Source organism: Amycolatopsis orientalis DSM 40040 = KCTC 9412 (genome assembly GCF_000478275.1).
Lineage (GTDB): Bacteria > Actinomycetota > Actinomycetes > Mycobacteriales > Pseudonocardiaceae > Amycolatopsis > Amycolatopsis orientalis.
This window is the reverse complement of record NZ_ASJB01000083.1, coordinates 244,031-257,228: the sequence shown is the minus strand read 5'-3', so window position 1 is coordinate 257,228 and position 13,198 is coordinate 244,031. Positions and strand designations below refer to the sequence as shown.

Sequence of the window (13,198 nt, the reverse complement as noted above, 5' to 3'; positions counted from 1 at the left end):
TCGCGCCCAGCGCCCCTGATCGCGTTTAGCCCGCTAACTGCGCCCGCTCGCACCCCGCCCCGCCGCATCCAGAGGACTAAACGCGGTGGGGTGGGGTGAGAGCTGCCGCATTTAGTCCTCTGGATGCGGTGGGGGCGACGGTGGTGGTCGCGGTTAGTCGGCTAAGTGCGGCGGGGTCAGGGGGTTGTCCACTTTTGGTTCGCGGTGCCGGAGCAGGTCCAGAGCTGGAGTCTCGTCCCGTTCGCGGAGCTGTTGCCGGTGGCGTCGAGGCACTTGTTCGCCTGCGGGTTCACGATGTCCCTGGCGCCACTGATCGCCCATCGCTGCGCGCCGGAACCGTTGCAGTCCCAGAGTTGTACGGGCGCGCCGTCCGCGGTCGACCCGCCGGAGACGTCCATGCACTTGCCCAGCGCGCGGAGCGTGCCGTCGCCGCCGACGGTCCAGTTCTGCGCCGCGTTGCCGTTGCAGTCGGTGATCTGGATGGGCGTGCCGTTGGCGGTGTTCGCCCCCGCGACGTCGACGCATTTGCCGCCGATTCCGGTGATCCGGCCGGTGTTGCCCGCCGTGCCGCTGGAGGTGACGTGCACGTAGTCGACGACGAGGCGCTGCGGGAAGACGGTGCTGGAGTTCGGGTCACCCGGCCAGTAACCACCGACGGCGAGGTTCAGGATCAGGTAGAAGGGATGGTCGAAGACCCAGCGATTGCCGTTGAGATCGGCCGGCGTGCGGGTCTGGTAAAGGTTCCCGTCCACGTACCACTTGATCTGGTTCGGCGCCCAGTCGACGGCGTAGGTGTGGAAGTCGTCGGAGAAGTTCGGGCCGTTGTAGGCCGCGCCGATACCGCCCGCCCCGGAGTACCCGGGGCCGTGAAGGGTGCCGTGCACCGTGTTCGGCTCGAAGCCGACGTTCTCCATGATGTCGATCTCGCCGCTGTTGGGCCAGCCGACGCTGCCGATGTCGGCGCCGAGCATCCAGAACGCGGGCCACATCCCTTGCCCGCGCGGCAGTTTCATCCGCGCTTCGAACCGGCCGTACGTCTGGGTGAACTGGCCCTGGGTGGCCAGCCGGGCCGAGGTGTACTCGCACCGGCCGTACCAGCAGTTGTAGTTGCCGGGGTTCTCCTTCTTCGCGGTGATGACCAGGTTGCCCTGTCCGTCGAGCGCCGCGTTGTTCGTGCCGGACGTGTACCACTGCCGCTCGTGGTTGTTCACGTTGTCACCGGTCTCGAAATGCCATTTCGAGGTGTCGATCCCGGCGCCGGCGGGACCGTTGAAGTCGTCGGTGAAGGTGGCCGCCAGGACCGCCGCCTCCGAGGCCGGGGCCTGGGCGGTGGCGGGGAGCGAGCCGAGCAGGACGCCGGCGGCGAGGAGTGCCGCCGTTCGTTGGACGACGTGGCGCAAGCGGGGTGAGATGGACATCGTTGTCGCCTCTCTGACCGTTGGGGACCCCGCGCGGCAGGACACGCGGGAGAACGGAAAGCGCGTGGCAGAACTACTTTGTTGTGCCTGACAACAAAGTATGCATGGTCTCTACCACTGCGACAAGACGTCGGGGCCGGTAATTTTCCACCTCGAATTAAGGCGGGGCTGAAGGGCGCTTTCCCCGCATGCGACGCGGGGAAAGCGCCCTTCACCGCGTGAGATGCGGGGAAAGCGTCCTTCAGGCGGCCGTGCCGCGCTTCGACCCGGCCGTCCGCGGGTCCGCGCCCTGCTCCAGCAGAGCGGCGACCGGAAGGGTGGCGGCTCCTATGGCGACGGCGTCCGGTCCGAGCCTGCCGAGTTCGATCTCGGTCTGGTCGAACACGTGCTTGAGCGCGTGCTCGCCCGCCGCGCGCCGGATCTCGGGCAGGTGGTCCTCGCCGAGCGCGAGTCCGGCCCAGCCGCCCAGCACGATCCGCTCCGGGTTGAACAGGTTGATCAGGTTGCCGATCCCCGCGCCGAGGTAACCCGCCGTCTCCTCCAGCACCTTGGCGGCGGCCTTGGACTTGCCCGCCGACTCCAGCAAGGCGGCGAACTGCGACTGCTCGTCCTCGCCCGCAGCGGCTTTTCCGCCCCGTGCCTTGCGATAACGCGCGAGGACGCCCTCCGCGCCGACGTAGGATTCCAGGCAGCCGCGCGATCCGCAGCGGCATTCCTGTCCGCCGTAGACGATCGTCGTATGACCCCATTCGCCCGCGCTGCTGGTGGAACCGCGGTAGGTGGTGCCGTCGGTGACCACGGCCGCGCCGACCCCGGATCCGATCAGGACGATCACCGCGTGCCGGGCGCCGCGGCCGGCGCCGAACCACATTTCCCCCTGGCCCTGGGTTTTCGCACCGTTGTCGACGAACAACGGGAGGTCGATGCCCTGCGCGCGCAGCAGATCCGTCAGCGGGACCTCTGTCCAGCCGATGGTGGGCGCGTGCACGCGAAGCGCCTCTCCTTGCTCGACGGTGCCGGGAACGCCGACACCGACACCGAGCACGGTCGCCTCGTCGATGCCCGATTCCGCGATCACTTCCCGGAGCCCGGAAGCCACCTGGGTCACCGCCGAGGCCGCGTCGGGCCGTGGTGAGGCGAGGGGGTGCTCGACGGTGGCGAGCCGGTTCATGGTCAGGTCGAACAGTTCGACCTTCACCCCGGTCTCGCCGATGTCGACGCCGGCGACGTGGCCGTACGCCGGGTCGACCCGGAGCAGAACGCGCGGCCTGCCGCCGTCGGACTCGACCAGCCCGGCTTCGATGATGAGGTGTTCCTCGCCGAGTTCGGCGGTCACGTTGCTGACGGTGGCCGCGCTCAAACCGGTCAGACCGCTCAATTCGTGGCGGCTGAGCGGACCGTCGAAGTAGAGTTTCGACAGCAGGAGGGAACGATTGTGCCGCCGAAGGTCGCGGACGGTGGTGCGCTTGGCAGGCATGCGATACCCATCTGATGGCGGCGTAGGGATCCAGGATGCCCCACGACCTTAACCCCCGCCATGTATTAACTGGTGAAATAAGGCCCCGTCCGGCTAGGAAGAAGTCAGCGACCGCGCGATGATCGTCCGCTGGACCTCGGACGCGCCCTCGTAGATCCGCGGCGCCCGGACCTCGCGGTAGAGGTGTTCGAGCAGATGCCCTCGCCGCAGCGCCCGCGCGCCGTGGATCTGCACGGCCGAGTCGACTACGTACTGGGCGGTCTCGGTGGCGAACAGCTTCGCCATCGCGGCCCGGCCCGCGAGGTTCCGTTCGCCCGCGTCGTAGGCGGCGGCCGCGGCGTAGACCAGCAGCCGGGACGCCTCGGTCCTCGTCGCCATTTCGGCGAGGGTGTGCGCCACGGTCTGCTGCTTCAGCAGCGGCCCGCCGAACGCGATCCGGTGCTGGGCGTGGGCGACGGCGGCGTCGAGCGCGGCCTGCGCCATGCCGACGGCGAACGCGCCGACACTCGGCCGGAACAGGTCCAAGGTCCGCATGGCGACGCCGAAACCGCGATCCTGTTCGCCGAGCAGTTCGTCCCGCTCGACCCGGACGCCGTCGAACACCAGCGTCCCGATGGGATGCGGGCTCACGAGGTCGAGATGCTCACCGGAAAGCCCGGCACGATCGGCGGGGACGACGAACGCGGAGACACCGCGCGAGCCCGCTTCCGGGGTGGTGCGGGCGAAAACGCTGTAGAAATCGGCTTCCGGGGCGTTGGAGATCCACATCTTCTCGCCGGTCAGGCGCCAGCCGTCGCCGTCGGGTTCGGCGGCCAGTTCCAGCGCGGCCGCGTCCGAGCCCGCGTTCGGTTCGGTGAGCGCGAAAGCGGCGACGGCGTCGCCCGCGGCCACGGCCGGAACCCACTTCGAGACCTGCGAGTCCTGTCCGGACTGAAGGACCGGATAGGTGCCCAAACCCTGGAGCGCCAACGCCGTCTCGGCCTCGGTGCTCTGGCTCGCGAGGGATTCCCGCAGGATGCAGAGATCCATCGCGGCGGCTTCCCGGCTCGGGCTGCCGCCGTCGACGCCGGGGAACAGCCGCGCGAGCAGGCCGAGCGTGCCCATTTCCTTGAGCAGGGCCCGGTTCACGGCGCCTTCGGTGCCGGATTCGGCCAGCGGGCGGAGTTTTTCGGCGCCCTGCCGCCGGACTTCCTCGGCGAAGGCCTGCTGGTCGGGGTTCAGCGCGAAGGCGGTCATCGGTCGCTCCCAGGTCGCCAGCGGGCGTGTGCGGTGCCGGGTTCCCCCGAGCGAAGGAGTTCCAGCCGTGGTTTCGGCCCGTCGGTACGGCCGCCCTGCGGTTTCCGGCTGCCCGCGGCGTACTGCTTCGGCCACGGCATCGGGTAGCCCTGTTCGGCGGCCGCGTGCAGGGTCCACTGTGGATCGTAGAGATGGGTCCGGCCGAGCGCGCACAGATCCGCGCGGCCGGCCAGGATGAGCGAGTTGACGTCGTCGTAGGAGGAGATCGCGCCGACGGCGATCACCGCGACCCCGTACTCGCGCCCGATCTCGTTGCGGATCCGGTCGGCGTACGGGGTCTGGTAACTGCGGCCGTACTGGGGTTTCTCCTCGCTGACGACCTGGCCGGTCGAGACGTCGATCCCGGCCGCGCCGTGCTCGGCGAACGCGCGGGCGATCTCGACGGCGTCGTCGACGTCGATCCCGCCGTCGTACCAGTCGGTCGCGGAGATGCGGACGGTCATCGGCCGGTCGGCCGGCCACGCCGCGCGGACGGCGTCGAAGACCTCGAGCGGGAAGCGCAGCCTGTTCTCCAGTGAGCCGCCGTATTCGTCGGTACGCCGGTTGGTCAACGGGGAGAGGAAGGACGAAAGCAGGTAGCCGTGCGCGCAGTGCAGTTCGAGGAGGTCGAACCCGGCGCGTGCGGCGGCGCGGGCCGACCGCGCGAACTGGTCGCGGATCTCCCGCAATTCGGGTTTCGTGAGTTCGCGAGGGGTCTGATTCGCTTCGCTGTACGGGATCGCGGACGGGCCGCAGATCTCCCAGTTGCCCTCCGGCAGTGGCTGGTCGATCCCGTCCCACATCAGTTTCGTCGAACCCTTGCGCCCGGAATGGCCCAGCTGGACCCCGATCCGTGCGGGGGTGTTCCCGTGGACGAAGCCGGTGACCCTGGCCCACGCCCGCTCTTGTTCCTCGGTGTACAGGCCGCCGCAACCCGGCGTGATCCGGCCGGTTTCGGAGACGCAGACCATCTCCGTCATCACCAGCCCGGCACCGCCGAGCGCCTTGCTTCCCAGGTGTACCAGGTGGAAATCGGTCGGGACGCCGTCTTCGGCGGAGTACATGTCCATCGGTGAGACGACGACGCGGTTCGGCAGCTCCAGGTTCCCGATCCGGAACGGCTGGAACATCGGCGGCCGGACCTGAGTGTCCAAAGTGGACGCGAACCAGGTGTCCAGCCCGGTGGCGAACTCGGGATCGCGCAGCTTGAGGTTGTCGTAGGTGACGCGGCGGCTGCGGGTCAGGATGTTGAACGCGAACTGCGGCGGGTCCTGATGCGTGTACTGGCCCAGGTTCTCGAACCATTCCAGGCTCGCCTGCGCGGCGCGCTGGGTCGAGGTGACGACGGGGCGGCGCTCGGCTTCGTACGCGCTCAGCGCGCTGTCGGTGTCGGGCTGCTCGTGCAGGCAGGCGGCGAGCGCGAGCGCGTCCTCCATGGCGAGTTTCGTGCCGGAGCCGATGGAGAAATGCGCGGTGTGCGCGGCGTCGCCGAGCAGGACGACGTTCTCGTGCCGCCAGCTGGCGCAGCGCACGGTGGCGAACGCGGTCCACTTCGAGTTGTTGGCGAACACCTGGTGCCCGCCGAGCACGTCCGCGCACAGTTCGCGGATGAGGGCGATCGACTTCTCGTCGCTCTCGCCCGGCGCGAGCGAGGTCGCGGCGATCTCGCCGAACGCGCGCTGCCAGACGTCCTCGTGCAGCTCGAGGATGAAGGTGCTCGCGGTGTCGCTGTAGGGGTAGCCGTGGATCTGCATGATCCCGTGCGGGGTTTCCAGGACGTGGAACTTGAAGGCGTCGAAGACCAGATCCGTGCCGAGCCAGATGTAGCGGCAGCGGCGGGTCTGGATGTCCGGGCGGAAGCTCTCGGCGAGGGCGGCGCGGGTCGGCGAATTGACGCCGTCCGCCGCGACGACGAGGTCGTACTCCGCGCTCGCCTCGGCCACGCTCGGCGCCGCGGTGCGGAACCGCACGTCCACGCCGAGTTCGGCGCAGCGTTCCTGGAGGATGCCGAGCAGCCGTTTGCGGCTCATCGCGGCGAACCCGTGCCCGCCGGAGGTGTGCACCGTGCCGCGGAAGTGGACGTCGATGTCGTCCCAGCGCGCGAACTCCCGCCGCATCGCGGCGTGGATCACCGGATCGGCGTGTTCGATGCCGCCGAGGGTCTCGTCGGAGAACACCACACCGAAGCCGAAGGTGTCGTCGGGCGCGTTGCGCTCCCAGACGGTGATCTCGTGATCGGGATGGAGCTGTTTCGCCAGCGTGGCGAAGTAGAGCCCCGCCGGGCCGCCGCCTAACACCGCGATACGCACGTCGCCCAGGGTATGTCGCGGTATGTACGACCGTCAACGATGCGGGATATGCTGACCGGTATGGAGCGCATCAATCCGCCCGGGCTGGGCCGCCCTTCCGGCTTCTCGCACGCCGTCGCGGCGAGCGGACGGTTCGTCTTCCTCGCCGGTCAGACGGCGTTGGACGAGGAGAACCGCATCGTCGGCGACGGCGTGGTCGAGCAGTTCGAACGCGCGCTGGCCAATCTGCTCACCGCGTTGCGCGCGGCGGGCGGCGAGCCGTCGGATCTGTGCAGCGTGACCATCTACATCGTCGACATGGACGACTACCGCGCCCACGCGCGCGAGATCGGCGCGGTGTGGAAGCGGCTGGCCGGGAGCGAGTACCCCGCGATGGCGGGGATCGGCGTCAGCCGGCTTTGGGACGCCGAGGCGCTGGTCGAGGTGCAGGGCTTCGCGGTGGTCGCGGGCGGCTGAAGGACGCTTTCCCCTCATCTCATGCGGCGAAGGGCGCTTTCCCTGCATCGCATGCGGGGAAAGGGCCCTTCAGCTCCCGGGGGCCCTCACGCGTCGGGAAGGGTGCGCGACACGTGTGCCGCGGCGGCTTCGCCCAGTCGTGAGTGCAGCGTGAAGAAGAGGTCCGAGGCCCGGATCCCGGCCCAGCCGGGCGGCAGCAGTTCCGCGGGCAGGCCCGGGTCGAGATAGGGCAGCCGCCGCCAGTCGGTCAGCACCCGGACGTAGTCAGCGAAGGCTTCGGCCTCGTCCGTGGTCTTTCGCCGCTGCCACCGGCGGAGTGCGGGCGTGTGCTCGTCGAGGAAAGCGGTGTAGAGCGATTCGAGCTGGTCGAGGTCCCACCACTCGCGGATCTTGTCCCGCACGTCCCCGAACGCGAGATGCTCGGCGTGGAAGAGGTCGGCGTACCCCTCCAGTTCGAGCCGCCGCAGCATGTCGGAGGTCGCGTCGCGCAGATGCGCGGGCGCGATCCAGACGCCGGACGACGCGGTCCCGAAACCGAGTCGCGCGAGCTGGGTGCGAAGAATATGCCTTTTGTGCCGTTCGGCTTCCGGGACGGAGAACACCGCGAGCAGCCAGCCGTCGCCGGGGGTGGCGCGTTCACGGCGGAAGATCCGTTCGTCGCCTTCACGCAGGATCGCGAGCGCGGTCTCGGAGAGTTCGTAGCCCGCCGCACCGTTGCGGCGTACGGCGGAAAGGATCCCGCGCCGCTTCAGCCGGGAGATCGACGACCGGACGGCGGGTTCCTCGACGTCCACCCCGGCCAGCAGGTCGATCAGGGAGCGGACCGAAAGCCAGCCGCCCTCGCCGCGCGAGTAGAGGCCGTACACGGTCACGATGAGCTGGCGCGGTTGCGCCGTTCGCCCCGCGCCGTCGACTTCGGTTGCCTCCGACACGGCCGTCACCCGGTCACCATAACAACGTGCCACCCGCTTCCGCGGCCCGACGTTTCGGCCGTGACCGAAGCGTTCCGCACTTAGCGTGGCGGAATGGAGAATCCGCTGATCGAAGCCCCCGTCCCGCCGGTGCCCGAGGACGTGGAGCCGGGTGGTGTCCGGTGGTTGCGGGCGAACGTCGCCCGGTTCAGCCGTCCCGAAGACCACGCCCGGCGGCGCGCGCTCGTCGTCGGCGAACTCGCGCCGATGGGGTCCTTGCGGGACAAGGCCTTCGCGCTCACCCGGGAGTTACGGCACGAACCGGCGGACCGGATCGCCTGGACGGTCCCGGTCGCCGTCCTGGCGGCGGAACTGGGATTGCCGGACGTTTCCCGCGACATCGCTGCGGTTTCCGCCTGCTACCACCCGCACACCGAACCCGGCGCGGACGCCGAGGCGGCCATGCGACGGTTGATCGAAGCCTGTGGCGGCGTCGCCGACGAGCGGACGGCTGCCCGGATCGGGCTACTGGTGCAGGCCTGCGACGCCACGGCCAAGCTGATCATCAAGGCGCGCACGGCCCGTCGGCCCGGTGAGGACGTCGACGGCCTGCTCGACCGGGTTCTGCGCGAGGATCCGCCTGTCCGCATCACGCGGCGGTGGGTCGGCGGAGGCATCGTCGAAGTGGACCTTACGGAGCGGCCATTCGGAGCAGGGCCCAAGCACTGTCCCGGAAAAGCTCAGGCACTCCAGGTGGCTGCGGGAATTCTCGACGCCTCGCTGTGCTAAGAATTACCCCGGTCATCTGGAACTGGGGAGTCTTTCGATGCTGTATTTCAATGGTCTATTCGGCGTTCTCACGCTCGGTCTGTGGATCTTCTGCATCGTCGACGTGATCACCACGGACGACGGATCCTGTCGCAACATGCCCAAGGGGATGTGGCTGCTGCTGGTACTGCTCGTTCCGCTGATCGGCTCGATCGTCTGGCTGGTCGCCGGTCGTCCGCAGCACACCGTCCGTGCCCCGCGTGGCCGCTACGAACGGGAGACGCCGTCGTTCCCGGAGTACGACCGGCCGGGCCGCTTCGCCGCGACGAGCGCCGAGGACGACGAAGAGTTCCTGCGGAAGTGCCGGGAGAGGGCCGAAGCCCAGCGCCGCAAGGCCCGCGAAAGCCGCGAGGACTGAGTAGCCTCGGCGACGGAGATCCACACAGGAGGAACGATGTCCGAAATGCTCGACTGGAACAAGAACATCATCAAGGAATTCCGCGAGAACGAAGGCAAGGTGGGCGGCCCGTTCGAAGGCGGCTCCCTGCTGCTTCTCACCACCACGGGGGCGAAGAGCGGCGAGCCGCGCACCTCCCCGCTCGCGTATGCGGAGGACGACGGCAAGTACGTCGTCGCCGCGTCGTACGCCGGCTCGGACAAGAACCCGGCCTGGTACCACAACATCGTCGCCAACCCGAAGGTCACCATCGAGGTCGGCACGGAGAAGTTCGAAGCGATCGCGACGGTCGTCCTCGAAGACCGCGCCGAGCGGGACCGTCTGTACGCGAAGATGGTCAGCCTCATGCCGGGCTTCGCCGACTACCAGAACAAGACCGACCGGGTGATCCCGATCGTCACGATCTCCCGCTGATCACCCCCCGCATTTAGTCCTCTGGATGCGGTAGTTGCACGCGCAAGTACCGCATCCAGAGGACGAAACGCGGGGGTTCAGCGCGCGGCGCTGGGCGCTTCGACGACGCTGGGTGCCTTGAGTTCGACCTCGGCCGCACGCAGGGCCTTGCGCTCCTGGCGGCGCGCGATCAGCTTCTTGCCGGTGGTGATCATCGGCTGCTCCACCCAGCGGTGGATCAGGTCCGCGATCGCGAGGCCGACCGCGAACACGGTCAGCGCGCTGATCATCCGGTGCTCGCCCAGCGGCGGGATCGCCGCGACCACGGCGAAGTGCACCGGACCCTGCAGCAGGTAGAGCGAGTACGACCGCTCTCCGACGAAGCGCATCGGCCTGGTCGCGAGCAGCCAGCGCAGCGGGCCGGGCGAGACCAGCACGACCAGCAGCATCGCCGAGAGCAGGCCGTAGGCGATCAGCAGGCCCAGGTTGCTGCCGGTCTCCCACCACAGGCTTTCCATGTTGACGTGCAGCAGCGCGAACGCGCCGAACACCGGAATCGCCGCGAGCGGATGCGTCAGCGGTTTGATCACCGCGTAGGACCGGCGGTAGTGCATCGCGATCGCCAGCACGCAGCCGATCAGCAGGATCGCGTAGTGCACTGTCGACCGGTAGATCGGCACCTGCGGCCCGTTGAGGACCCAGCCGCTGGTGACGCCGACCAGGCCCGCCATCAGCGCGAACGCGGCGATCGCCAGCGCGAGCTTGCGCCACGCCGCGGCCAGCCCGACGGCGCCCGCGACCACCAGCAGGAACGGCCAGACCAGGTAGAACTTCTCCTCGATGCCGAGTGTCCACGAGCCGCTGAAGAAGTTGTCCGCGCCGTTCGGCTTGCTGCCGGGCAGGAACTCGTTGAAGAACGTCAGGTAGTACTTCAGCGCGTGCGGGAACTCGCGGGCGATGAACTCGCCGCGCAGCCACACGAAGACCACGATCCCGCCGAGGATCACCAGGTACGGCGGCAGGATCCGGAAGACGCGGCGCAGGTAGAACGCCGAAAGCGAGATCCGTCCGGTCCGGTCCTGCTCACGAAGCAGCAGTGTCGTGATCAGGAACCCGGACAGCACGAAGAAGATGTAGACACCGACCCAGCCCGACAGCCAGCTCCACTTCGGACCCGCGAAGTGGAAGAGGATCACGATGGTGGCAGCGATGGCGCGCAACCCGTCGAGAGCGGGAAAGCGACGCATGGCGAGGAACTCGTCATGGTCCAAAGTGCGCACGGTGCCCCCTAATGGCGTTTCGGCCCGGAAGTATACGGGGGCCGCCCGCTGCGCCTTCGTCCCGGATAGGGGCCTCTCACCTGCGGTTTTCGGAGATCACCCAGCGTCACGCGCCGGTTCGACGTTATGTGTCAGCCGGAACCGGTTCGCCGGGTCGACGGCCGCCTTGACCTCGGCGAGGCGCCGCAGATCCGCCGGTGAATACACCTTGGACGCTTCCGTGCCCGCGTCGCTGTCGCCGTAGACGAAGGTGAGGAGCTTGCCGGTCGACCAGGGCTTCAGCGCGTCGAACAGCTTCCCGTGCGCGGCGTTGATCGCGGCCGTTCCGGCGTCGTCCACTACGGACAGCGCCCGCACGGTGAAGCGGGCTTCGCGGTCCCAGCCGACGCCGGGATGCTCGGGCGGGTCGGACAGCGCGCCGCCGAGCAGGTCGAGCAGGACGACGGTCGGCACTGGGGCGTCGGGGCCCGCGTGGTCGAGGATCGCGTCGAGCATGGTGTCGTTCAGTTCGGACACGGTGGCGTTGTCGGCGCGGTAACCGTGCGGGAACGGCGGCTCGTTCGCGATCGAGCCGGATTCGGTGAACGGGATCTCGGCGAGGGTGTCGCCCAGCGGCGGGGCCGCGGCGCGCAGCGGTGCGACGAGACGTCCGCCCTCGGCGGCGTCGCCGAGGTAGGCGATCCGGATCTGGGCGACGTGCTTACCGCGCAGTGGCCCGGGCACCATCGGCAGATCCGGCATCGGGACCATGGCCAGCGACGACGTCATCTCGCGCGGCATCCCGGCCGTCCAGTCGCGCCAGGCGCGGAGCACCGTCGCCAGCGATTCGGTGCCGAATTGCAGGCTGCCGCCATAGAGACGGGTGACGGGGACGAGCCCGAACTCGAGCGCGGTGACGATCCCGAAGTTGTCGCGACCGCCGCGCAGTGCCCAGAACAGGTCCCGTTCGGTGTCCGGGGTGGCGCGCCTGAGTTCGCCGTCGGCGGTCACGACCTCGATGGCGGTGACGTGGTCGGCGGCGAGGCCGTACCGGCGGCCGAGCAGGCTGAACCCGCCGCCGAGGGTGTAGCCGACGACGCCGACACCGGGGAACGAGCCGCTCAGCGGGGCCAGCCCGTACTCGGCGGCCGCCTCGATGACGGCACCCCAGCGCACCCCCGCGTCGACCCGGGCGGTCGACGTCTCCGCGTCGATCCGGACGCCGTCCATGCGGTGGGTGGTGACGAGGACGCCGCCCTCGAAGGGGACGGCCACGCCGTGCCCGGTCGACTGGACGGCGATCGGCAGGTCGTGTTCCCCGGCGTACCGGACGGCCTCGACGACGTCGGCGGCCGAAGCGGCGGCCACGATCACGTCGGGTCGACGGGGTACGGCGGTCTGGAAGCCGGCGAGTTCCTGGTCGTATCCGGCGTCGCCGGGGCGGAGCATCTCGGTCATGACATCAGCCTGATCTCGATCCGGCCAGAAGTCCAAGATCTAGTTTGTCTGGCAACTATAATCAGTGGTTATGGAACTGCGTCAGCTCGAATACTTCGTCGCGGTCGCCGAGGAAGCGAACTTCACCCGCGCCGCCGAGCGGCTGCACGTGGCGCAGCCCGGCGTCAGCGCCCAGATCCGCCGTCTCGAACGCGAACTCGGGCAGCCGCTGCTCGACCGGTCGGCGCGGGCGGTCCGGCTGACCGAGGTCGGCGCGGCCGCGCTGCCGCACGCGCGGGCCGCGCTCGCCGCCGTCGCCGGGGTGCGGCAGGCGGTCGACGACCTCACCGGGCTGGTCCGCGGGCAGGTCGCGATGGGCATGGTGTCCTCGCGCGGCCCGGTGAACCTGCCGGATCTCCTGGCGCGGTTCCACGAACGCCATCCCGCGGTGGACATCACGCTCGCCGAGGCGACCTCCGATATCCTGCTCGCGGGTGTCGCCGACGGCCGGTTCGACATCGCGCTGATCGGCGTCTCCGGTGAACCGCCGCCGGGGATCGGCCTGGAAGTCGTCCTCGACGAGCCGCTGGTCGCCATCTCCGGGCCGGACGATCCGCTCACCGCGCGGGCCACGATCACGCTGTCGGAGCTGGAGAGCCGTTCGCTGGTGAGCCTGCCGAAGGGCACCGGCATGCGCGCGATCGTCGACGCGGCCTTCCTCGCCGACAGCGCGCAGTCGCGCGTGACGCTGGAGGCGGGCGACCCGAACGTCGTCGCCGAACTGGTCGGACGCGGGCTCGGCGTCGCCGTCGTGCCGATGTCCTTGGCGACCCACTACACGAAACTGCACGCCATGGAGATCACCCGGCCTGCCGGGCTGCGGGCGAAACTCGCGCTCGCCTGGCGGACGGAGGGGCCGGTCAGCCCCGCCGCCCGCGTGTTCATCAGTCAGGCGCGGGCGTTACTCGCGCTGTGATGGCAATACGGGGGTCGTGAGTGGTAATGACGGTTCTAACCGTCATTACCACTCACGACCCA

The 13,198-nt window shown here is 69.2% G+C and carries 12 protein-coding genes; 5 read left to right on the top strand and 7 right to left on the bottom strand.

What is annotated here, in order from left to right; genetic code table 11:
- Window positions 1-176: 176 nt before the first annotated feature.
- The 4 genes from L324_RS32345 to L324_RS32330 form a co-directional block, all read right to left on the bottom strand.
- Window positions 177-1,418 (bottom strand): glycoside hydrolase family 16 protein, encoded by a 1,242-nt coding sequence (locus tag L324_RS32345; protein WP_037317701.1) that lies wholly within the window; start codon window positions 1,416-1,418, stop codon window positions 177-179.
- Between the two features lie 241 nt (window positions 1,419-1,659).
- The gene (locus tag L324_RS32340; RefSeq protein ID WP_037317697.1) at window positions 1,660-2,895 is read right to left on the bottom strand and encodes an ROK family transcriptional regulator; all 1,236 of its coding nucleotides are present in this window, start codon (window positions 2,893-2,895) and stop codon (window positions 1,660-1,662) included.
- 93 nt (window positions 2,896-2,988) lie between these two features.
- Window positions 2,989-4,131, bottom strand: a complete 1,143-nt coding sequence (locus L324_RS32335; RefSeq protein WP_037317694.1) for an acyl-CoA dehydrogenase family protein — start codon at window positions 4,129-4,131, stop codon at window positions 2,989-2,991.
- A complete protein-coding gene (locus tag L324_RS32330) occupies window positions 4,128-6,479 on the bottom strand; it encodes a bifunctional salicylyl-CoA 5-hydroxylase/oxidoreductase (protein WP_037317691.1) in 2,352 nt (783 codons plus the stop codon). Before L324_RS32330 ends, L324_RS32335 begins: the two co-directional genes overlap by 4 nt.
- Before the next feature lie 48 nt (window positions 6,480-6,527).
- Between L324_RS32330 and L324_RS32325 the strand changes: the two genes are divergently transcribed.
- Window positions 6,528-6,935 (top strand): RidA family protein, encoded by a 408-nt coding sequence (locus L324_RS32325; protein WP_037317688.1) that lies wholly within the window; start codon window positions 6,528-6,530, stop codon window positions 6,933-6,935.
- A gap of 86 nt (window positions 6,936-7,021) precedes the next feature.
- Here L324_RS32325 and L324_RS32320 read toward each other — a convergent pair whose 3' ends face one another.
- Window positions 7,022-7,876 (bottom strand): PaaX family transcriptional regulator, encoded by an 855-nt coding sequence (locus L324_RS32320; RefSeq protein ID WP_037317685.1) that lies wholly within the window; start codon window positions 7,874-7,876, stop codon window positions 7,022-7,024.
- 84 nt (window positions 7,877-7,960) lie between these two features.
- On the opposite strand from L324_RS32320, the gene L324_RS32315 reads away from it, so the two are divergent.
- Genes L324_RS32315 through L324_RS32305 form a run of 3 tightly spaced genes read left to right on the top strand, consistent with a single transcriptional unit; the run spans window position 7,961 to window position 9,485 of the window.
- A complete protein-coding gene (locus tag L324_RS32315; protein ID WP_051174218.1) occupies window positions 7,961-8,635 on the top strand; it encodes a cytochrome P450 family protein in 675 nt (224 codons plus the stop codon).
- A gap of 37 nt (window positions 8,636-8,672) precedes the next feature.
- Entirely contained in the window at window positions 8,673-9,032 is a 360-nt protein-coding gene (locus tag L324_RS32310) for a PLDc N-terminal domain-containing protein (RefSeq protein WP_037317682.1), read from the top strand.
- 36 nt (window positions 9,033-9,068) lie between these two features.
- Window positions 9,069-9,485 (top strand): nitroreductase family deazaflavin-dependent oxidoreductase, encoded by a 417-nt coding sequence (locus tag L324_RS32305; protein ID WP_037317680.1) that lies wholly within the window; start codon window positions 9,069-9,071, stop codon window positions 9,483-9,485.
- A 77-nt stretch (window positions 9,486-9,562) separates the two neighbouring features.
- Here the strand turns inward: L324_RS32305 and L324_RS32300 are convergent, their stop codons facing one another.
- Window positions 9,563-10,744, bottom strand: a complete 1,182-nt coding sequence (locus tag L324_RS32300) for an acyltransferase family protein (RefSeq protein WP_037317678.1) — start codon at window positions 10,742-10,744, stop codon at window positions 9,563-9,565.
- Between the two features lie 96 nt (window positions 10,745-10,840).
- On the bottom strand, window positions 10,841-12,181 hold the full coding sequence (locus L324_RS32295) for an FAD-binding oxidoreductase (protein WP_037317676.1): 1,341 nt from the start codon (window positions 12,179-12,181) through the stop codon (window positions 10,841-10,843).
- Window positions 12,182-12,251: 70 nt separating this feature from the next.
- Between L324_RS32295 and L324_RS32290 the strand changes: the two genes are divergently transcribed.
- A complete protein-coding gene (locus L324_RS32290; RefSeq protein ID WP_037317673.1) occupies window positions 12,252-13,136 on the top strand; it encodes a LysR family transcriptional regulator in 885 nt (294 codons plus the stop codon).
- Window positions 13,137-13,198 lie beyond the last annotated feature (62 nt).